Origin of the sequence: Ensifer sp. Root31 (assembly GCF_001424825.1) — a bacterium.
In the GTDB taxonomy this organism is placed as follows: domain Bacteria; phylum Pseudomonadota; class Alphaproteobacteria; order Rhizobiales; family Rhizobiaceae; genus Ensifer; species Ensifer canadensis.
Genome location: NZ_LMCO01000056.1, coordinates 226,665 through 246,106, shown reverse-complemented (window position 1 = coordinate 246,106; position 19,442 = coordinate 226,665). Strand labels below are relative to the sequence as shown.

Here is a 19,442-nt window from a genome sequence, read left to right as displayed (position 1 = left end):
AACGGCGAAGGCACGATTGCACACCACCTCCGTCACAAGTCTGAAGTTGCGCTAAGGTCTTAGCAAGCGGGGTGATTCGACGCCACGACGCCTTGTGGGCGGAAGGCGGAGGACGGAGCATTGGGGGAACTGGCAGCGCATGACGACACCAATCGAAAGTGCTTTCCCGTCCCGTGCTATCCGCGTCGTTGCGCCCGTCTTTTCCCTCGGCTTCTTTTTCCTCTTCCTGGCACTTTTGCCGTTGCCATTGGCGGTGGGCCTGCTCCGGCTCCCGATCGACGAGATCAGGCGTGATTACGCCATCAGCCGGAACCCCGTTCTCGTCAGCGGCGCAGAGATTTGCTCGGTCGATTGCCTGCCTGGCAGCGGCGAACCCCAGCTCTGCAGCACGCAGGTTCGCTTTCAGCACGATGGTCAGCCCCACGAGCAAATCTTGAACACCCGTTCGGTCGGTCAACCCGGCCTTTGCCGGCACGGCAACATCACAATCGCCGGCGACAGCCCCGAGCATGTCAGCCTCACCCATGATTATCGCAGCGTCATTCGCACGACGGCGCAGCGGCTCATCCTCGGAGCCGGCCTTGTGCTGTTCAGCCTGGTCATGCTGAGCAACGCCATCCCCATTCTCCTTGCCCGCCGCGCCGCCGGCCGGCGGTATTTGCTGAAGCCCATCATCGTCGATCTGAGCGGCAGCCAAATCCTGCGCTACGCCCCGAGCGTTCCCTTTGCGCGCGGTACTATAAAGACAGCCTATACCCGGATGAAGCCAGGCCAGCGCCCACTGTACCTCCGGCCGACGAGCGACGACCGCGCGCTGCCGACAACCCCCTTCGCCGGACATGCCTACCCCGCCCTCGCCGTCATCACCGAAGGCGTCCCGTTACCGATCCTGCTTGACGAGAAACTCACCCGGCTTGAACTGAGCGAGGCCGAGCGCAATCACATTCGAGCGGCAATCGATGAGACCATAGGGGTGTCCTTCGGCGACCTCCTATCCCCCGCGTTCGTCAGGGAAAAACTCATTCGACCGTTGCGGAAAGACAATCCGGTCGATAGGCCACGATTGCCTTCAAAATGGGCATTCCGGCTTGCCATAGTCATTCCGCCAATGCTGCTGCTCGCTGTCTTGTCCATTATCGACCAGTTCTTGTGATAGGTTCGCCCTGCCCCCTGCCGCGTCGGTTGTTGACCTAGCAATCGCAGGCTTGCCCTGGTGCCCGCAGCAGCCTCTGCTGTTGCATGATGCCGGCTCCATCCGAGGCGCGAAGTCGTCCAATCCACCTTCGCTGCTCGATCATTTTTACCCGCCAATTTTCGCTGGCAGCTCTGTAAACTGACGTCATGAAAATTCTGATTCTCGGCGCCACCGGCTTCATCGGCTCGGCCCTCCTCGATCGACTGACAAGCGACGGACATGGGGTGACCGGCCTTGGTCGCAATGTCGCCCGCGCCCGGCTGAAACGGCCGGGAGCGTCATGGATTGCCGCCGACCTTGCTGAGATGCGCAAGGCCGGCGACTGGCTGCCGCTGGTCGAGACGCATGACGTGGTCGTCAACTGCGCCGGCGCGCTGCAGGATGGCCTGGCCGATCATGTCGCTGCAACCCAGGAAGCGGCGATGCTGGCGCTCTATACCGCTGCCAAAAACAAACCGCCGATGCGCATCGTGCAGATCTCGGCGCCGCGCGGCGATGCCGGCACTGACCTCGCCTTTCTCGCCACCAAGTTCCGCGCCGACACGGCGCTTGCGGAAAGCGGCGTGTCGCATGTCATTCTGCGGCCGGCGCTGGTGCTCGGCCGCAATGCCCATGGCGGCTCGGCCCTGCTCAGGGCGCTTGCCGCCCTGCCCTTCGCGATCCCGCTCGTCCACGCGCAAAGCCGCGTCGAAACAGTTGCCCTTAGCGATGTCACCGAGGCGGTCAGCGCCGCCGTCGCAGGTCTCCTGCCCGAACGAAGCGACCTCGTGCTCGGCCACCCAGAGCGGCCACCCCTTGCCGAGCTCGTCGCGCTGCACCGCCAATGGCTTGGCCTATCGCCAGCTAGGATCGTTTCGCTGCCGGCCCCGCTCGCCGCACCCGTCGGGCTCCTTGCCGATATCGCCGGACGGCTCGGCTGGCGCTCGCCACTGCGCTCGACTGCGCTTTCGGTGATGGCCGGCGGCGTCTCAGCCGAGGATGACGCTCACGCCCCGGTGCCGTTTCTGTCGGCCCGCCAAAGCCTTTCGGCTGTGCCATCCGGCGTGCAGGATCTCTGGTTTGCCCGGCTTTATCTTTTGAAACCACTGTTGATCGTCGGGCTGTCGGCCTTCTGGTTGCTTTCGGGGCTGGTCCCGCTCTTTGCCATCGATGCGGCGAGACAGCATTTCCTGCGGTTCCTGGCCGAAGGCCCGGCAACGGCGTTGACGCTGTTGACCTGCCTTGCCGATATCGTGCTCGGAGCCGCGGTGCTCGTCCGCCCGTGGGCGAAACAGGCGCTCTTGGGAATGCTGGCGCTGACCGCCGCCTATCTCGCCTCCGCAACCCTGGCGGAGCCCGAACTCTGGACCGATCCGCTCGGGCCGCTCGTCAAGGTTCTGCCGTCGATCCTGTTGACGCTTGCCACCCTCGCCATTCGGGATGAACGCTGATGTTTCCGGACGACCTCCTGCGCCTCACCCATGTCATCGGCGCCACCGTGCTCTTCGGTACCGGCGCCGGCATCGCCTTCTTCATGCTGATGGCGAGCCGCACGCGCGATGCGCGGCTGATCGCCCATGTCGCCGGCACAGTCGTGGTCGCAGATACGGTCTTCACCGCCACAGCCGTGGTGTTTCAGCCGATCACCGGATATCTGCTGGCGACAAGCATCGGCTGGTCGCTTGCGGAAGGGTGGATCGCGCTGTCGCTGATCCTCTATGTCGTCACCGGCCTGTTCTGGCTTCCCGTGGTCTGGATCCAGATCCGGCTGCGCAATCTGGCGCAGCTTGCTGCGGCGGAGAACACGCCGCTGCCGCCGGCCTTCGATCGGCTCTATGCCATCTGGTTTGCCTGCGGCTTCCCGGCCTTCTTTGCCGTTGTCGGCATTTTCTGGCTGATGCTGGCAAAGCCGCAGTTCCAGCTATTTTAGCATCGGCCACAGGCTGACGACGAGCAGCACCGCCATGGTGATGTTGAACCATTTGAGCCGTGCGGGCTCCGACAGCCATTGGCGCAGGGCCGAGCCGAAACCGGCCCAGGTGGAGACGCTCGGTACGTTGACGAGGGCAAAGACCAGGCCGACGGCAAGCACGCTGGCGATGTAGCTTTCGCCGCCGGTATAGGTCGCCATTGCCGAGACTGCCATGACCCAGGCCTTGGGATTGACCCATTGGAAGGCCGCCGCCTGCAGGAAGGTCATCGGCACGGCGCCGGCCTTGCCTTCGCCGAGCGAGCGCGAGGTGCCGATCTTCCAGGCGATCCAGACGAGATAGGCACCGCCGGCAAACTTCAGGGTGGTGTAGAGCAACGGTACGGCGTGGAGAAGCGCGCCCAGGCCGAGACCGACGGCGATCAGCAGCGAGAAGAAACCGGCACCGATCCCCAGCATATGCGGGATGGTGCGCACGAAGCCGAAGTTCACGCCCGAGGCAAAGAGCATCATATTGTTCGGGCCCGGCGTAATCGACGTCGTGAGCGCGAACAGAAACAACGCCAGGAGCGTATCGGCCTGCATTATCTTCCTCCACCAGGATTAGGTCAACATAATTGACCTAATCCTGGCAACCAGCCCGGAATTGTCACGGTGACAACATCGGGCGACCACCGGCCTGATAGGACGGAACGGGAGTTGGGTCGAGTTCCGCGCCCGAGATATCGCGACCAGCAACGCGCCTGCGCGCCGAGAAAAGGCACCTCGAAAGACCCGCCGATTGCGCTAGATTGCGACATACGAAACGCTGGGACCCGCCCAACGCTTAATCCCGTCCACGTCCGACCAAGGGGAAAGCCGAATGCACGATCCGATCCCGACCACCACGCTCATCGATGGACGCTCCGTTCCGGTTCTCGGCCAGGGCACCTGGCGCATGGGCGACGAGCGCTCGCGCGCCGCAGAGGAAGTGAAGAGCCTGCAGGCCGGCCTCGACCTCGGCATGACGCTGATCGACACCGCCGAAATGTACGGCAACGGCGCCTCGGAGCGCGTCGTCGGCGAGGCGGTCAAAGGCCGGCGCGACGAAGCCTTCATCGTCAGCAAGGTGCTGCCCTCCAATGCCAGCCGGATCGGCACCGAGGCCGCCTGCGAGCGCAGCCTGAAGCATCTCGGCATCGACCATATCGATCTCTACCTGCTGCACTGGCGCGGCGGCTATCCGCTCGCCGAGACGGTGGCGGCGTTCGAAGCCCTGAAGAAGGCCGGCAAGATCGGCGCCTGGGGCGTTTCCAACTTCGATGTCGACGACATGGAGGAGTTGTTGGCGGTTCCCGGCGGCAAGAACGTCGCCGCCAACCAGGTTCTCTACAATCTCTCAAGGCGCGGCATCGAATATGATCTCCTGCCCTGGTGCCAGAAGCGCGGTGTCGCCGTCATGGCCTATTCGCCGCTCGACGAGGGCCGGCTCTTGCGCAACGCGGATCTCGTCCACATCGCCAAGGCGCACCAGGCAACGCCGGCGCAGATCGCACTCGCCTTCCTGAAAACCCGCCCCGGCGTGATCTCGATCCCCAAGACTGGCTCGGCGGAACGCGCCCGCGAAAACCGCGACGCGATGGACATCCACCTGACCCCGGAAAACCTCGCGACCCTCGACAACGCCTTCCCGCCACCGAAGCGCAAAAGGTCGTTGGAGATGATTTGAGGGCCGACCGTTTAAGGCCCCACTCGGATCTTTCCGGCAGAAATTGGCAGGTTCAGCTCTCATGATGACGGGTCGTGGAGACGCTGGGGACCGGCCAAACCCCCCGTCATTCCTGTGCTTGTCACAGGAATCCAGCCAGCCCAAGTCTTTGGGCTGAAAGGTCTTTTGACCCGACGGACGTCGAGTCGCTGGATTCCGGCACTACAGCGCCGCGCGTCTTATTAGGCGCGCAAAGGTCGCTGTAGCACTTTGAATTGCTGCATGTATCCTTAGGATACATGCAGTGGGCCGGAATGCGGGAGAATGGCGTGCCCCTATCGCGTGTAGGCTGTTTACGGGATTAGCCAACTGCCTGGCCTGTCGAAGTTTCCTGGCGACTTGCACAGCGTTCCGCCCGCCCCTCATCCGGCCCGCCGGCCACCTTCTCCCCGCCTGCGGGGAGAAGGATAGATGCGGCAAACTTGCGCAATTAGGCAGAAACTGCCACCAGACTCCAATCCATTGGACTCATAGGATCGTCGCGATCCAGAGCATTTCCAGGAAAAGTGCGAAGCGGCATTCCGTCAGGAAATGCGTAAAAACAAAGAGATAGGGCGTTTCTGCGACTCCGTTTAAATCGGAAACGCTTTAACGACGAGACCAGTATTCTTCGTGGAGTTTCGCCGCCTCGTCCACAAGCATGGGGCCGACGACTTCCGTTGGGCGCTGACCGGCGGCGAACACGATGTGGCAGGGGAGATCAAGCGTCGGATTTTCCTCGCTCGCGCCTATCTGTTGTTTCATCTCTCTCTCGGACAGGCCAAACACGACGCGCCCTATGCCTGCCCAATAGATCGCGCCTGAGCACATGGCGCATGGCTCCGCGGACGTGTACATCGTGCATCCGGCAAGAAAATCCAAATCATAGGCTTTGCCGGCGCGCGTGGCTAAAAGCCGCTCCGCGTGGGCCGTGCGGTCGCCACCTTCCGAACTGTAGCCGTTGCACTGTTCCAGTAAGACATTGCCGTCACGGTCGGCGAGAATTGAACCAAACGGGTGATCCCCGCCCTCGCGCGAACGCCGCGCCACATCGAAGGCCTTCCGCAAAAGTGTCTCATCATAGGGCCGCTTGCTGCTTGCCATTTTGTGAGCTCCTGAGAATTATCGCGGTTCATTCACCACTAATGTTTCCCCGGTAACGGAACGGGTAATTTGCATTCTCTGCCAGGTAAAAGGATGTCAGCTCCCCAGCGCCGCCTATCTGCCATTCCCCCGATGAACAGATACAAGAATCAATTTGATCTTTTTTGACTTTGGCAGCAAGGCCGATCGAGGTGCGAGCTTGTCAGGGAAGAATCGGGGGGACGGGTGGCAGTCGCCACCTAGAGCATTTCCAGGAAAAGTGCGAAGCGGTTTTCCGTCAGGAAATGTGTCAAAACAGGGAGATAGAGCGTTTCTGCGACTCTGTCTAAACCGGAAACGCTCCAGTTGCGCAAACTCGAAGTTGCACCCCCTCTCCCCGCCTGCGGGGAGAGGGCTGAGGTGTGGGGCAAACACCCCCCGCCTGGCTCAGATAGGCCAGACAAGGGTCACCCCCCTACCCGCTAACCTACAATCACATCCCCTGCGGGCCGCGGTTCATCGCGGCGATGCCGGTGCGGCAGACTTCGATGAGACCGAGCGGCTTCATGATGGCGATGAACTGTTCGATCTTCGACGACTTGCCGGTGATCTCGAACACGAAGTGATCGATATTGGCGTCGATGACGGAAGCACGGAAGGCATCTGCCAACCGCAGGGCCTCGACGCGATGGTCGCCCGAGCCATGCACCTTGACGAGCGCCAGCTCGCGCTCGACCGGGCGGTCATGGCCAAGCGTGCCGGCACGCACGGTGAGATCGACGACCCGGTGGACCGGAACCAGCCGCTCGAGCTGGTTCTTGATCTGGTCGAGCACGTGCGGCGTGCCGCGGGTGACGATGGTGATGCGCGAGAGATGCGCCTGATGTTCCGTTTCCGAAACGGTCAGGCTCTCGATGTTGTAGCCTCGGCCGGAGAACAGGCCGATGACCCGGGCGAGAACGCCCGGCTCGTTGTCGACGAGAACCGAAAGCGTGTGCGTTTCGGCGACTTCGGTTTCCTTGGCGATGAAATAGGCGGAACCGGTCGGTTGAAGGTGTGCGCTCATTTTATTGTTTCCTGTCCCTATCTCAAACCAGCTGGCGGCCCTTGGCGTCGATCGCGTTGGCGACCGCTTCGTCCGTGGCTTCGTCCGGCAACAGCATCTCGTTGTGCGCCTTGCCCGATGGGATCATCGGGAAGCAGTTGGCGAGGTTGGCAACGCGGCAATCGAAGATGACCGGCGCCGGCGTGTCGATCATGCGACGGATCGCATCGTCGAGTTCGCCCGGCTTGTCGCAGCGGATGCCGACACCGCCATAGGCTTCCGCCAGCTTGACGAAGTCAGGCATCGCCTCGGTGTAGGAATGCGACAGACGGTTGCCGTGAAGCAGCTGCTGCCACTGGCGCACCATGCCCATGTACTGGTTGTTGAGGATGAAGATCTTGACCGGCAGGCCGTACTGGACCGCGCAGGACATTTCCTGGATGCACATCTGGATCGAGGCATCGCCGGCAATGTCGATGACGAGGCTGTCGGGATGCGCGACCTGGACGCCGATGGCAGCCGGGAAACCGTAACCCATCGTGCCGAGACCACCCGAGGTCATCCAGCGGTTCGGCTGTTCGAAGCCGAAGAACTGGGCGGCCCACATCTGATGCTGGCCGACTTCGGTGGTGATGTAGGTGTCGCGACCCTTGCTCAACTCATAGAGCCGCTGGATCGCGTATTGCGGCATGATGACGTCGTCGTTGGCGGCATAGGCCAGCGAGTTGCGCGCCCGCCACTTGACGATGCCTTCCCACCAGTCGGCCAGCCGTGTCTTGTCGTCCGCCTTTGTGGCCGCACGCCAAAGCCGGACCATGTCTTCGAGAACCGAGCCGACATCGCCGAGGATCGGCACGTCGACGCGAACGTTCTTGTTGATCGACGACGGATCGATGTCGATGTGGATTTTCTTGGAGTTGGGCGAGAACGCGTTGAGGCGGCCGGTGATGCGGTCGTCGAAGCGCGCGCCGACGCAGATCATGACGTCGCAGTCATGCATCGCCATGTTGGCTTCGTAGGTGCCGTGCATGCCCAGCATGCCGAGCCAGTTCTTGCCGGAAGCAGGATAGGCACCCAGCCCCATCAGCGTCGAGGTGATCGGGAAATTGGTGAGCTCGACCAGTTCGCGCAGCAGCTGCGAGGCTTGAGGGCCGGAATTGACGACACCGCCACCGGAATAGATGATCGGACGGCGGGCCGTCTTCATCAGTTCGACGGCTTCCTCGATCTTCTTCAGATCGCCCTGCGTCTTCGGCTGGTAGCTCGTCTGGGCCGGAACGGCCGACGGCGGCGTATAGGTGCCGGTCGCAAACTGCACGTCCTTCGGGATGTCGACAACGACAGGACCCGGACGGCCGGACTGGGCGATGCGGAACGCCTCATGGATAACGCGGGCGAGATCGTTGACGTCGCGAACCAGCCAGTTGTGCTTGGTGCACGGCCGGGTGATGCCGATCGTGTCGCACTCCTGGAAGGCGTCCGAGCCGATCAGAGAGGTCGGGACCTGGCCGGAGATGCAGACGAGCGGGATGGAATCCATCAGCGCGTCCTGCAGCGGGGTGACGGCGTTGGTGGCTCCGGGACCGGAGGTAACCAGCATGACGCCGACCTTGCCGGTGGAGCGGGCATAGCCTTCGGCCATGTGGCCGGCGCCCTGCTCGTGGCGAACGAGGATGTGCTGGATATCTTCCTGCTGGTGAATTTCGTCGTAGATCGGAAGCACGGCGCCACCGGGATAGCCGAAGATATGCTCGACGCCATTGTCCTTCAGTGCCTGGAGAACGATCTCCGCGCCTGTCATCTGGTTCTCTGTACCGCTCATTGACTTGCTTCCATCCCTTTTCCCAGTTGGGTGCTTAGCTTGTTTGAAGGCATAAAAAAAGGCCCCGTCAGGAGCCTCGTTTAGCGCATGGGTGGCTACTGCCGGATGGTTACACCATCCTGCCCATGCGCCGTCCCACCACAAGAATAACCGCAAAATTTATCATGGGACGATTTGTTAAACGCAAAAGCCGGAAGCGTCAACGCTTTTTCCGGGAGATATCGGATTGCACGAAACCGGGCCGCCGCCGCCGCAAGCGCCCATGAGGCAACGTCGCGCCATCGCCACCAATCCCTTCCGTTTACCATATCGATCCACTTAAACTTAAGTGGCCTGGGGAAAGATGGCCCGGCTGCATGATGCAGTGCTAAAAAACAAGGCAATGATATGCTTGACCTTTCCGTACTCTCGCCGCTGGTCATCAGCGCTGGCGCCATCTACCTGTTCTTCCGCTGGGTCGTCTTCGACATGAACTCCCACCAATAGAGCGGTTGCGACAGAGCCGGCCCTGCCCGTTCACGGACCAAAGCTCCCTTGATCGCGGCCGAAAGCTCCGCCGACGTCATGCGTTGACCAGCTTAGCCACGAGATCGCCGAGCAACCGTTCCAGTTCCCGGTCACCGTTGGGTTTGCCGACCCGCTGCGTGTCGCGTCATTGACGCGGCCCAGCCCGTCGCTTGCCCGCCTCCGTACACGGGCCGGTCCTCGAACTTCGCCTGGTACCCGGGCGCTGACCGAGCGAGGCGGACCTGATCCAAGCCCTCGCGGCCGTCCACGTGGGCTATCGCCCGATGATCACTGTGCCGGTACGGGCACCGGCACGCCTTTGGGGAATGGCCTGAAGGTCAAGGCGATCAGGAAGGCGCCGAGACCGATGCCCCAGGCACCGATATAGAGCCAGGCGTAGCTGGCGAAGGCGTCATAGATCAGGCCACCGGCCAAGGGTCCGGTCGCCATGCCAAGGCTACCTGCCATGGCCGTGCCGCCAATCACCGTGCCCATCATCCGCTGCGGAAAATTCTCGCGCGCCAGCACCGCATAAAGCGGCATGACACCGGCATAGATGAAGCCGAACAGCACCGCCACCGCATAGAACGCCCCCAGTTCGCTGACGAAGACATAGGCAAGCGCGCCGAACGCCTGGATCAGCAGTCCCAGAACCAGAATGCGCTTGGCTCCGAACCGGTCCCCGAGCAGGCCGAAGGCGACGCGGCCGCCCATGCCCGCGAGCCCTTCGACGCTGTAGATCGAAACGGCAGCTATCATCGGGATGCCGCAGGTGACCGCGTAGCTCACCGTATGGAAGATCGGGCCCGAATGGGTGGCGCAGCAGAAAAAGTTCGTCAGCAGAAGCACGATGAATTGCGGGGACCGGACGGCCTGGCTGACCGACATTGACGATTGCGGCCCGCTATCCATTGCCGAAGCGGTGTTTTCGTCTTCCTGAACCGGCGGGCGGCGCACCAAGAGCGTCGTCGGTATCATCACGGCGGCAACGATGACCGCGATGATCTGCAGCGCCGTTCTCCAATCGTAGATGGAGACGAGCCATGCCGCCAGCGGCGACATGGTCATCGGCGCCATGCCCATGCCGGCAGAAACCAGGGATACCGCCAGGCTGCGATGGGTATCGAACCAGCCGGTGACGCAGGCCATCATCGGCGCAAAGATCGCCGCGGTCGCCGCGCCGACGAGAAGGCCGAAGACGATCTGAAACTCGATGAGCGATGTCGCCCGGCTTGCCAAAAGCAGGCTCCCGGCAAGAATAACCGACCCGATCAGCACGATCATCCGGGCGCCCAGCCGGTCCGAGAGGCTGCCCCAGGCGATGCTTGCCGCCGCCATGGATAGAAAGCCGATGGTCATCGCGCTGGAGACGCCGGTGACGGACCAGCCGGTATCCTGCGAGATCGGCCGAAGAAACACCGGCAGCGAAAACATGGCGCCGATGGCGATGCAGCCCAACAGGCCGCCCGCCGCGACGATCACCCAGCGATATCGGGAATTGTGCATGTGGTATCTCCTCGTACCTCATCTCGACTGCTGTTCTTCAAGCGGCCCGGCTTGCGCCGGCCCGGACGGAAACTCCACGCAAGGCACACACACCGTCCCCTCGGCACAAGGACGCTTCCGGGCTCGGACATCCGACTCGTCGTCGCACTTTTTTTGCGCGAACAGATTTCTGGAGCACAGCCGGCGTGCGGCATCGGGCTCTCGGAGCGAGAAGCCCTGCATCGCCACACGCCTGTTGTGACCGGCGCCCCCCTTCAGGCAGGCAGCCGTTGGTCGTAGTCTTTCATCAGGCGGTTCCAGCCGTCCCAGAAAGGTTGCGGCTCCGTGCCGTTGGCACGAGCAGCCAGAATGTCGAGATGCATGTGCCAGCCGGCACCGAACATCAGCATGGTGGCGCGGTCGGCAATGCTGCGGTGGGTCACGGTCAACAGCACCCTGTTGCCCACCGTCTCCAGCTCGAAGGAAACGTCACCACTACCGGCCCAGCTTATCGAGAGCTTTCTCGGCGGGTCGAGGTCGGTGATCTGGCTCTGCATCCGATGCTCTTCGGGAAAACCGGCCGGGCGCTCGCCGGGCGGGTTGGTGAGTTCGTCGTTGCGCCAGACGAGTTCGACCGGCGCGCCTACCTTCATCTCCATCTGGCCTGACGCCAACCACTGCTGGCGCAGGTCGCTTTCGGTCAGATAGGCCCAGACTCGCTCGATCGGCCCGGGTAGTAGCCGCGTCATCTTCAACGTGTCCGGTTCACTCAGCACGCCATAGGTGTCCAGGGTCGAAAGGTCGTTCATCTGTCGTCTCCTTTTTGGGTTTGTCGGGCTTGGGTTTGTCGGGCCCGGAAAGGCCGGGCGAGGTTCGATCGGGTCGGCTTTGGTCTGGCCACGGCCGGTCGGGCCGTGGTTTTCCGTTGATGGAGACACGCGCTGGCTCAACGCCCTCTCGAGCCTGTCGAGACGGTCGGTCCAGAAGCGTTCTTGGGCATTCGGCAGGTGGTCGGGGTGAAAGACGAACATCATCTCAGGCACCTATAATTCAACCATTTGGTTGAATGTACGCGCGCACTGGCAAATAGTCAACCGTTTGGTTGAATTACGTTTGCGACAGGACGTATGGTTTCCCGAACTTCCCCGTTATTGCGAACAGGTCAGCCGCCGTGGCCTTCAATCAAGGTTGTCGTCCCCGAGATTCCGCGTCCTGAACTGGGATCTTCGTTCAACGCTCCGGAGCGACGAGCCAAGCGCGCGACAAAAGGATGGAAAAGACGGCATGAAGCGCGACGACCGGCCACAGCAGGACGCCGGTCAGCTCACCGGCGACAGCGAGATAGGCAAGATAAAGCGTCACGGCCACATTGTAGGTCAACATGCCGACCAGAGGCGAATGCCGCCAGCAGGCGAGCCCCAATGCGATCAGGGCGATCCCGGCCACGCGAGCAGCCGACGCTCCCGCGCCGGCCAGGGGCTCGCCGAACAACAGTTCCGCCACAAACGACGGGGCGATGAGTAACGCCATCCCCGTGGCCGCCTCGCTGACGGCGGCGAACATCAGGACCGTTTTCATCGAACTCACCAGCATATACCTTTCATTCAACCATGCGCTTCAAGGCTGCCTGAACAGCCTAAGGCTTCGCTGTTGGCTGCTCGCTCAACTTGAAAGTCAACTTGTCGATTTTGCCGGTGAACCTGAAAGGTGGATCGTAGCGATACTCGATCATCGCGACGCCGGAGCGCGTATCCAGGCCAACATCGAAAGATTCGTCTTCCGGAAACGTGATCGGCGTGGTGTGATCCAGCGAATTCCTTACCACTTCCTTGCCATCCACGGTCAAGATACCCGTGCCACCTTGACCCAGCGCTGGGCCGTCCGACTTGAAGTCAAAGACAATGGTGTGCTTGCCGGCATCCAGTGTGGGCCCTTCCCATGTGGTTCGTTTGAGGTCGAGCAGGTTATAGAGGAAGACGACCTTACCGCTCCCGAACCCCAGTTCTCCCTTGCTCAGGAACAGCCCGTAACCGCCGAACCTCCCACCCTCGGTGACGATCATGCCTTCCGCTCCGCCTTCGGGTATCTCGACTTCGGCCGTGATGCTGTAGGACTTGTCCAGTATTTTCGGCGCAGCACTGGCTGGCACACCGCTTAGTTCGCCCGAATAGGTGAATTCCGCCCGTCCCGCCGTCAGGCTCGGACGAGGCGCGTTCCAGCGGGCGAGCGTGGAGTTATCCAGCGGCAAGACGTCGTGTTTTGCTGCCTCCGAATAAAACAGCGCCTGCATTTCCTTAAGCTTGTCTGGCATCTTGGCGGCAAGGTCGTCGAACTGGGTGGGGTCGTCCTTGACGTTGTAGAGCTCCCATTTGTATCCGGAGATCACATCGGGAGGCGTCTTGGCGCTCAGCTCCCACGGCAGGGTCGCTGGCGTCGTCGCCGCCACCCAGCCGTCGTGATAGATGGCGCGATTGCCGAGCATCTCGAAATATTGGGTCTTGCGCGTGGATGGCGCCTCGGCGTTGGCTTTGTCCCAGGTATACATCATGCTCACGCCATCGAAGGGGCGCTGCTGGATGCCGTTGATCGTGTCCGGCGCTGTGATACCGGTCGCCTCAAGGATCGTCGGCACGATGTCGATGAAATGGTGGAACTGCCGGCGGATACCTCCCGCGTCAACAATGTGGCCCGGCCACGACATCGCCATGCCCTGAGCCGTTCCGCCGAAGTGCGACGGCACCTGCTTCATCCATTTGAACGGCGTGCCCATCGCCCACGCCCAACCAGCGGAGAAATGCGGGAACGTGCGGTCCGACCCCCAGAATTCGTACCAGAGATACTGGTCTTTCACCGGGACCGGAACGCCGTTGAACGTCGTGAACTCGTTCGGCGTGCCGTTGACCATGCCTTCGGCGCTCGCACCGTTGTCGCCGCTGATGTAGATGATCAGCGTGTTGTCGCGTTCGCCCAGATCGTCGACCGCCTGGATGACCCTGCCGATCTCATTGTCGGTATAGGCGAGATAGGCTCCATAAACGTCCGCTTGCTTGATGAAGAGCTTCTTCTGCTCAAGATTGAGGGTATCCCATTCCGGCAGTTCCTTCGGCCAAGGCGTCAGCTTGGCATTTTCGGGCATGATGCCCAGCCGTTTCTGGTTGGCAAAGATGGTCTCGCGAAGCTTGTTCCAGCCCTCGTCGAAGAGATGCATATCGCCGATCTTCTTAATCCATTCCGGCGTGGGATGGTGCGGCGCGTGGGTGCCGCCGGGCACGTAGTAGACGAGGAACGGCTTGTCTGGCGCGATCTCCTTCAACTGCGTCATGTACTGTATGGCATCGTCGGCCATTGCCGTGGTCAGGTTCCAATCGGGCTTGCCCTCGAACGGGTAGATGGCCGTGGTGTTGCGGAACAGGTTCGGTTGCCACTGGCTCGCGTCGCCCCCGACGAAGCCGTAGAAATATTCGAAGCCCATTCCGCTCGGCCATTGGTCGAACGGGCCCGCCTGGCTTGACTGATAGAAGGGCGTGTTGTGGTTCTTGCCGAACCACGAGGTGGCATAGCCATGTCCCTGAGAATGGTGCCGATGGTGCCGTTCTCCTTGCGGATGATCGAGTTATAGCCAGGATATCCCGTTGCCATCTCACCAACGACACCGAAGCCGGCGACGTGATGGTTGCGGCCGGTAATCAATGCCGCTCGTGAAGGCGAGCACAGCGATGTGGAGTGGAAGTTCGTGAAACGCAGGCCCTCGTTGGCGATGCGATCGAGAGCAGGCGTCGGGACGACGCCACCAAAGGTGCCGGGCGCACCGAAGCCCACATCGTCCGTCATGATAAGCAGCACGTTGGGAGCGCCCTGCGGCGGCGCGATGCGCGGGGCCCACCAGGGCTGCGACTCCGAGGCCTTTTGATTGATCACGCCGCCGAAGCGCGGATCGGCTTGGGGAAGCTGCTTGCCGTCAATCGTGATCGTGGCGTCCGGAGAACCCGGGAGACCTTTGACCTCCTGCGCCAACCCGGGGATGCAACTCATGGCGAGAAAACCTGCGCCCGCAAGCATGCTGTGACAAATTTTCATGAGGAAAATCTCCCGTGGCTCAGGCACACTTTGAATTCATTATATTAGAGTACGCGCATAAATTGATGCGAGCAATGCACCAGCCATGCGTCGCTGGCAGCGTTCGCGCCTGATCGTCGCAGCCAATGCCGAAACCACTTGTTAAATCCCCCGCGCTAACATGAAGGACCGTTGTGCCGGGGTTGTGCGTTGCTGAACAATGATCTTCATTCCTCGATGCGTGCCGGAGAGCAGGATCGCCGCGACGGCTTGAAGCCCGGCAATCGCTTCCTCGGCCGCGTCGTCGCGTGCAGCGGTTCGCGCGCAACCATTGCTGCCGTCGCGGAAAAGGGCGAAACCTCGCTGACGGAACTCTGGTCGGTCGGCCGGCTGATCTCGATCACGGTCGGAAGAAACCGTGTGGTTGCCCTCGTCTATTCCATGCAGACGGCCAGCAGCGAATGGGGCGAAGACACCGACAACACCTTCCGCATCGAGGTCGAGCTGATGGGAGAAGTCCATGTCGGCCCCGGAGGCCGTGAGGAGTTTTCCGCCGGCATCAGCGTGTATCCCTACCTTGGTGCGGTCGCCCATCGCATTCGCACCGCCGATCTCGCCCGCATCTACGATTCCGGCCAGGACGATTGCTGCATCATCGGCAAGCTGACCCAGGACGAAAGCCTCGACGCGACGATCCATGTGCCGTCGATGCTGGCCAAGCATTTCGCCATCGTCGGCACCACGGGTGTCGGCAAGTCGACCGCCGTGACGCTGCTGCTCAACAAGGCGATTGCCGCCGATCCGAAACTGCGCGTGCTGATCCTCGACCCGCACAACGAATTTGCCGCCGCCTTCCCGGAACTTGCTGTCGTCATCGACCCCGATACGCTTGACCTGCCGTTCTGGTTCTTCCGGCTGGAGGAGTTCGCCGAGGTCATTTTCCGTGGCCGTCCCGCCATCCCCGAAGAACTCGACATCCTGCGCGACGTCATTCCCGACGCCAAGAAAGCCTTCAAGGGCAGCGCCGAGTCCGGCCTCGTGCGCCGCCAGACGGAAAAGAGCTCGATTACCGCCGATACCCCCGTGCCCTATCGCATCGCCGACCTCTTGGCGCTGATCGACGAGCGCATTGGCCGGCTCGAAGGGCGAAACGACAAGCCGCATCTGCGTTCGCTCAAGGTCAGGATCGTCTCGGCGATCAACGACCCGCGCTACCACTTCATGTTCTCGTCGAACACGATCTCCGACACGATCCAGGACACGATCGCCAAGGTCTTCCGCATTCCCGGCGAGGGCCGGCCGATCGCCACCTTCCAACTCGCAGGCATCCCGTCGGAAGTCGTCAATTCCGTCGCCTCGGTGCTTTGCCGCATGGCGTTCGAAATCGGCCTTTGGAGCAGTGGCGGCATCCACATGCTGGTCGTGTGCGAAGAGGCACACCGCTATGTGCCCGCCGACCCGTCGCTCGGCTTCCTGCCGACGCGCCAGGCGATCGCCCGCATCGCCAAGGAAGGCCGAAAATACGGGGTCTCGCTCGGCATCATCACCCAGCGTCCGGGCGAACTCGACCCGACGATCCTGTCGCAGTGCTCGACGGTCTTTGCCATGCGGCTCGCCAACGACCGCGACCAGGAGATCATCCGCTCGGCCATTCCCAACTCGTCGATCTCGACCACCAGTTTCATCTCATCGATTGGCAACGGCGAAGCCATCGCCTTCGGCGAGGCGGTCGCCGTGCCCATGCGAATGCGCTTTACCCGCGTCAACGAGGAGCGGCTGCCCCGCGCCCACGGGATTATCGACCGGGTCGACGAGGACGCGCCGCCGACCGTCGACATCCGCTCGATCGTCAACCGCATGCGGGCGATCACCGGCCCGAACATCTCGAATTTCCAGCAGAGCTATCTGGCGGCCGCCACCACCGACGAGCAGGACGAGCGGCTCTGGGCCGCAGAACTGGGCCCCGAGACCCGCGACGAACCGGCGCCTGCCGGCTTCGACGACGATGACGTAGCGGAGATCGAGCCCTATCGCCCCGACATGCTGCCCCGCGCGCCCGAGCCCGGCAATCCGCAGCTCGAGCGTTTCAACCAGATCCGCCAGCAGCTTCTGACCGAGACACCGGAGCCGGCGGCCGGCTATCGCCCGCCGCCACCGACTGATGCCTATGCTGTCCGCCCCGCCACCGAACCGCGACGCGAAGGCTCGCTGCGCGACAGCCTGCTCAAGCGGCCGCTCGGCAGCATCATCCGCAAACCCTGAGACGCGCAGGTGCGCCTCGGCAGGCTTCGGCTCGCGCCGGCCCCTCAAGGCGTTTTCACCCTCCCCACCGGACATCAGCAGATCGGACAGACTTGTGCGCCCCCGCCGCGTGCGGCAAAAGTGCGCCCGCGTTCGCGCCAGCAAAGGCACGGGCGCGTCAAAGGAGCGGGAACCGCAGGGCCGACCTGGCCGTTCTCCAGTACGGGGCCAAGCCGACATCAAAACAGCGCCGCGGCGTGCGGCCAAAACATTCGACGCAGGAGGCAGACATGGTAGCAGCCGTCACCCCTTTCCTGATGTTCCAAGGCAGCAACAGGGCCGAGACGGCGATGGCGCTCTACGTCTCGCTGTTTCCCGATGCCGAGATCCTGTCGATCGAGCGCTATGGCCCTGGCGAACAGGGTGCCGAAGGCAGCGTCAAGGTGGCAGCCTTCCGCCTTGGCGGCCAGACGGTGAAATGCATCGACAGCCCGGTCAGCCACGCCTTCGATTTCACCCCGTCCTTCTCCTTTTTCATCGATTGCGACAGCGAGGAAGAACTCACTCGTCTTTCCACCGCTCTTGCTGAGGACGGCAAGATACTGATGCCACCGGAGGATTACGGCTTCAGCCGGCGTTTCACCTGGGTCAACGATCGCTTCGGCGTTTCCTGGCAGATCAACCTGCCCTGAACAGCTGGGTCCTTTGCCTGCGTGCGAGCTCACAAGAGCTTGGGCGGCAGCAGATACAGCGTCATGGCGAAGATCACATAGACCATGAGCATCAGCACGCCTACGAACCACGCGGCCCGGCCGCTGGTCGTGACGATGAAGGCCGTCATGGTGGAGAGCAGCACCATGGTGACCGCACCCGGCCAGAACTGCAGGTCCATCGGCGTCGGCCCGATGACGTAGCTCAAAAGCACGAGAACGGGAGCAACGAAAAGGGCAATCTGGGCAGCACTACCGAGCGCAATGCCGACGCTCAGGTCCAGCCGGTTTTTGCGAGCGCCGGAAAATGCCGACGCCATTTCGGCCGCCGCCCCCACCAGTGCCACGACGATAAACCCGACGAATGCCGGCGTCATTCCGAACGTCTCGGCCGCCTGCTGCACCGATTCCACGAAGACTTCGCTGACTAGGGCGACCATGACCGTCACGGCGGCCAACGTCGCAAGCGCAACACTCAACGGCCAGGGAGCATCGTCCGAGGTGGCAGCATGCTCGACGCTGCCGAAGAATTCGCGATGGCTTTTCAGGGAGAAGAACAAGCCCAACCCGTATGCGATGATCAGAACGATCGCCAGACCGAAGCTCAACTCCTGCATGAAGTCCGGTGCCGCTGCGAGACTATCGGCCTCGGCCATTGCCGACGGAACGATAAGGGCGATCGTTGCCAGGAAAAGCATGCTCGTCTGCAGGCGGGCGCCGACGCGATTGTAGTCCTGAACGTGGTATTTCAGGCCGCCGAGCAGGAATGAAGCGCCCAGCATGAAAAGCGTGTTGCAGACGATGGCGCCGGCCAATGAGGCCTTCACCAGCGTGTACTGACCAAGCCGCAAGGCGGCCAGCGCAATGATAAGCTCGGTCAGATTGCCGAGTGTTGCGTTGAGAAGGCTGCCGACCGTGTCGCCCGTCCTGGCGGCGACGGCTTCGGTGGCATGGCTCAACAAAGTTGCCAACGGAATGATCGCCAAGACCGAAAGCAGGAAAAGCAGCGTGTGCGCATCGGGTGCGGCACTATGCGCCACCAGCACCAACGGCCCCAGGACCAGGAGCCAGAGGAGCGGAGTGTGCCGAATTTCGTGCCAAAGCTGGCTCATGAGCCCCCCAAATGCATCGAGGCTTCTCGACCGGAATGCGGCCGGCGACAGCAAACAAGGCTCAGTCTGGCGAATCTCGCCCGTTGCTATCATCGGCCGTAGTCCTCAGCGCCTGGACACTGACGGCTGCCACGAGGCCGGTGAGCACAATCCCCGTAAGACCGATAAGCAAGGCCAGCACGCGCGAAGACAAGTGGCTCGGCACCAGATCGCCGTAGCCGATGGTAAGACCGGTCACGAAGGTGAAATACAGCGTGTCCATCATCCGCCATTCCTCTATTCGCCCGATCAACAGGCCGCACCCGAGCATGATGCCAAGCATGCCGGACAGGATTGGCCAGACAACGCCAAGCTGGCGATAGAACTCGATGAAGAAGATCCGTCTTGTGCGCTTAGTACCCATCGGACCCTGCCCGAGAAACGAAAGCCGCCATCCCCATGATGGCCGCCTGAAAGACATTTCCAGATAATGCCGACGACCAGATTACCCCTGCAGTCCAGATTACAATTTAGGGTGATCTAATGTGGAGAAATGTCAACTCTGTAACGGT

Annotated in this window: 15 protein-coding genes and 1 pseudogene; 6 read left to right on the top strand and 10 right to left on the bottom strand. The window is 62.0% G+C overall.

Going from position 1 to position 19,442, the window contains the following annotated elements; translation table 11 throughout:
* Nucleotides 1–139 precede the first annotated feature (139 nt).
* From ASD00_RS32620 to ASD00_RS32610, 3 genes are all read left to right on the top strand, one after another.
* Nucleotides 140–1,153: a hypothetical protein gene (locus tag ASD00_RS32620; protein ID WP_025427647.1), complete on the top strand. Its 1,014-nt coding sequence runs from the start codon at nucleotides 140–142 to the stop codon at nucleotides 1,151–1,153.
* A 188-nt stretch (nucleotides 1,154–1,341) separates the two neighbouring features.
* Nucleotides 1,342–2,625: an SDR family oxidoreductase gene (locus ASD00_RS32615; protein WP_025427648.1), complete on the top strand. Its 1,284-nt coding sequence runs from the start codon at nucleotides 1,342–1,344 to the stop codon at nucleotides 2,623–2,625.
* Nucleotides 2,625–3,104, top strand: a complete 480-nt coding sequence (locus ASD00_RS32610) for a DUF2269 domain-containing protein (RefSeq protein WP_057211149.1) — start codon at nucleotides 2,625–2,627, stop codon at nucleotides 3,102–3,104. Before ASD00_RS32615 ends, ASD00_RS32610 begins: the two co-directional genes overlap by 1 nt.
* On the opposite strand, the gene ASD00_RS32605 is transcribed toward ASD00_RS32610, so the two are convergent.
* Nucleotides 3,096–3,689: a LysE family translocator gene (locus ASD00_RS32605; protein ID WP_025427650.1), complete on the bottom strand. Its 594-nt coding sequence runs from the start codon at nucleotides 3,687–3,689 to the stop codon at nucleotides 3,096–3,098. The genes ASD00_RS32610 and ASD00_RS32605 overlap by 9 nt on opposite strands.
* Before the next feature lie 277 nt (nucleotides 3,690–3,966).
* Between ASD00_RS32605 and ASD00_RS32600 the strand changes: the two genes are divergently transcribed.
* Nucleotides 3,967–4,812 carry an aldo/keto reductase gene (locus tag ASD00_RS32600; protein WP_025427651.1) on the top strand — a complete coding sequence of 282 codons (846 nt, stop codon included), beginning with the start codon at nucleotides 3,967–3,969 and terminating at the stop codon, nucleotides 4,810–4,812.
* 627 nt (nucleotides 4,813–5,439) lie between these two features.
* On the opposite strand, the gene ASD00_RS32595 is transcribed toward ASD00_RS32600, so the two are convergent.
* From ASD00_RS32595 to ASD00_RS32565, 7 genes and pseudogenes are all read right to left on the bottom strand, one after another.
* Nucleotides 5,440–5,934: a nucleoside deaminase gene (locus tag ASD00_RS32595; RefSeq protein WP_025427652.1), complete on the bottom strand. Its 495-nt coding sequence runs from the start codon at nucleotides 5,932–5,934 to the stop codon at nucleotides 5,440–5,442.
* Nucleotides 5,935–6,406: 472 nt separating this feature from the next.
* A complete protein-coding gene (ilvN, locus tag ASD00_RS32590; protein ID WP_025427653.1) occupies nucleotides 6,407–6,979 on the bottom strand; it encodes an acetolactate synthase small subunit in 573 nt (190 codons plus the stop codon).
* 22 nt (nucleotides 6,980–7,001) lie between these two features.
* Nucleotides 7,002–8,780: an acetolactate synthase 3 large subunit gene (locus ASD00_RS32585; RefSeq protein ID WP_025427654.1), complete on the bottom strand. Its 1,779-nt coding sequence runs from the start codon at nucleotides 8,778–8,780 to the stop codon at nucleotides 7,002–7,004.
* Nucleotides 8,781–9,575: 795 nt separating this feature from the next.
* A complete protein-coding gene (locus ASD00_RS32580; RefSeq protein ID WP_025427655.1) occupies nucleotides 9,576–10,793 on the bottom strand; it encodes an MFS transporter in 1,218 nt (405 codons plus the stop codon).
* 254 nt (nucleotides 10,794–11,047) lie between these two features.
* Nucleotides 11,048–11,581, bottom strand: a complete 534-nt coding sequence (locus ASD00_RS32575; protein WP_025427656.1) for an SRPBCC family protein — start codon at nucleotides 11,579–11,581, stop codon at nucleotides 11,048–11,050.
* Between the two features lie 421 nt (nucleotides 11,582–12,002).
* The gene (locus ASD00_RS32570) at nucleotides 12,003–12,350 is read right to left on the bottom strand and encodes a hypothetical protein (RefSeq protein WP_025427657.1); all 348 of its coding nucleotides are present in this window, start codon (nucleotides 12,348–12,350) and stop codon (nucleotides 12,003–12,005) included.
* A gap of 58 nt (nucleotides 12,351–12,408) precedes the next feature.
* Nucleotides 12,409–14,849: pseudogene (locus ASD00_RS32565) on the bottom strand (arylsulfatase).
* 216 nt (nucleotides 14,850–15,065) lie between these two features.
* On the opposite strand from ASD00_RS32565, the gene ASD00_RS32560 reads away from it, so the two are divergent.
* Together ASD00_RS32560 and ASD00_RS32555 are read left to right on the top strand one after the other, a co-directional pair.
* A complete protein-coding gene (locus ASD00_RS32560) occupies nucleotides 15,066–17,090 on the top strand; it encodes an ATP-binding protein (protein WP_162174744.1) in 2,025 nt (674 codons plus the stop codon).
* A gap of 269 nt (nucleotides 17,091–17,359) precedes the next feature.
* Nucleotides 17,360–17,761 (top strand): VOC family protein, encoded by a 402-nt coding sequence (locus ASD00_RS32555; RefSeq protein ID WP_025427660.1) that lies wholly within the window; start codon nucleotides 17,360–17,362, stop codon nucleotides 17,759–17,761.
* Nucleotides 17,762–17,790: 29 nt separating this feature from the next.
* On the opposite strand, the gene cax is transcribed toward ASD00_RS32555, so the two are convergent.
* Both cax and ASD00_RS32545 read right to left on the bottom strand, forming a co-directional pair.
* Nucleotides 17,791–18,891, bottom strand: coding sequence for a calcium/proton exchanger (gene cax / locus ASD00_RS32550; protein WP_057211147.1), 1,101 nt, complete (start codon nucleotides 18,889–18,891; stop codon nucleotides 17,791–17,793).
* Between the two features lie 61 nt (nucleotides 18,892–18,952).
* The gene (locus ASD00_RS32545) at nucleotides 18,953–19,294 is read right to left on the bottom strand and encodes a potassium channel family protein (RefSeq protein ID WP_025427662.1); all 342 of its coding nucleotides are present in this window, start codon (nucleotides 19,292–19,294) and stop codon (nucleotides 18,953–18,955) included.
* Nucleotides 19,295–19,442: the final 148 nt, after the last annotated feature.

Excerpts from the sequence above, each read along its gene's own strand:
- ASD00_RS32620 (WP_025427647.1), top strand. The coding sequence starts at position 140 with ATGACGACACCAATCGAAAGTGCTTTCCCGTCCCGTGCTATCCGCGTC.
- ASD00_RS32615 (WP_025427648.1), top strand. The coding sequence starts at position 1,342 with ATGAAAATTCTGATTCTCGGCGCCACCGGCTTCATCGGCTCGGCCCTC.
- ASD00_RS32610 (WP_057211149.1), top strand. The coding sequence starts at position 2,625 with ATGTTTCCGGACGACCTCCTGCGCCTCACCCATGTCATCGGCGCCACC.
- ASD00_RS32605 (WP_025427650.1), bottom strand. The coding sequence starts at position 3,689 with ATGCAGGCCGATACGCTCCTGGCGTTGTTTCTGTTCGCGCTCACGACG.
- ASD00_RS32600 (WP_025427651.1), top strand. The coding sequence starts at position 3,967 with ATGCACGATCCGATCCCGACCACCACGCTCATCGATGGACGCTCCGTT.
- ASD00_RS32595 (WP_025427652.1), bottom strand. The coding sequence starts at position 5,934 with ATGGCAAGCAGCAAGCGGCCCTATGATGAGACACTTTTGCGGAAGGCC.
- ilvN (WP_025427653.1), bottom strand. The coding sequence starts at position 6,979 with ATGAGCGCACACCTTCAACCGACCGGTTCCGCCTATTTCATCGCCAAG.
- ASD00_RS32585 (WP_025427654.1), bottom strand. The coding sequence starts at position 8,780 with ATGAGCGGTACAGAGAACCAGATGACAGGCGCGGAGATCGTTCTCCAG.
- ASD00_RS32580 (WP_025427655.1), bottom strand. The coding sequence starts at position 10,793 with ATGCACAATTCCCGATATCGCTGGGTGATCGTCGCGGCGGGCGGCCTG.
- ASD00_RS32575 (WP_025427656.1), bottom strand. The coding sequence starts at position 11,581 with ATGAACGACCTTTCGACCCTGGACACCTATGGCGTGCTGAGTGAACCG.
- ASD00_RS32570 (WP_025427657.1), bottom strand. The coding sequence starts at position 12,350 with ATGAAAACGGTCCTGATGTTCGCCGCCGTCAGCGAGGCGGCCACGGGG.
- ASD00_RS32560 (WP_162174744.1), top strand. The coding sequence starts at position 15,066 with ATGCGTGCCGGAGAGCAGGATCGCCGCGACGGCTTGAAGCCCGGCAAT.
- ASD00_RS32555 (WP_025427660.1), top strand. The coding sequence starts at position 17,360 with ATGGTAGCAGCCGTCACCCCTTTCCTGATGTTCCAAGGCAGCAACAGG.
- cax (WP_057211147.1), bottom strand. The coding sequence starts at position 18,891 with ATGAGCCAGCTTTGGCACGAAATTCGGCACACTCCGCTCCTCTGGCTC.
- ASD00_RS32545 (WP_025427662.1), bottom strand. The coding sequence starts at position 19,294 with ATGGGTACTAAGCGCACAAGACGGATCTTCTTCATCGAGTTCTATCGC.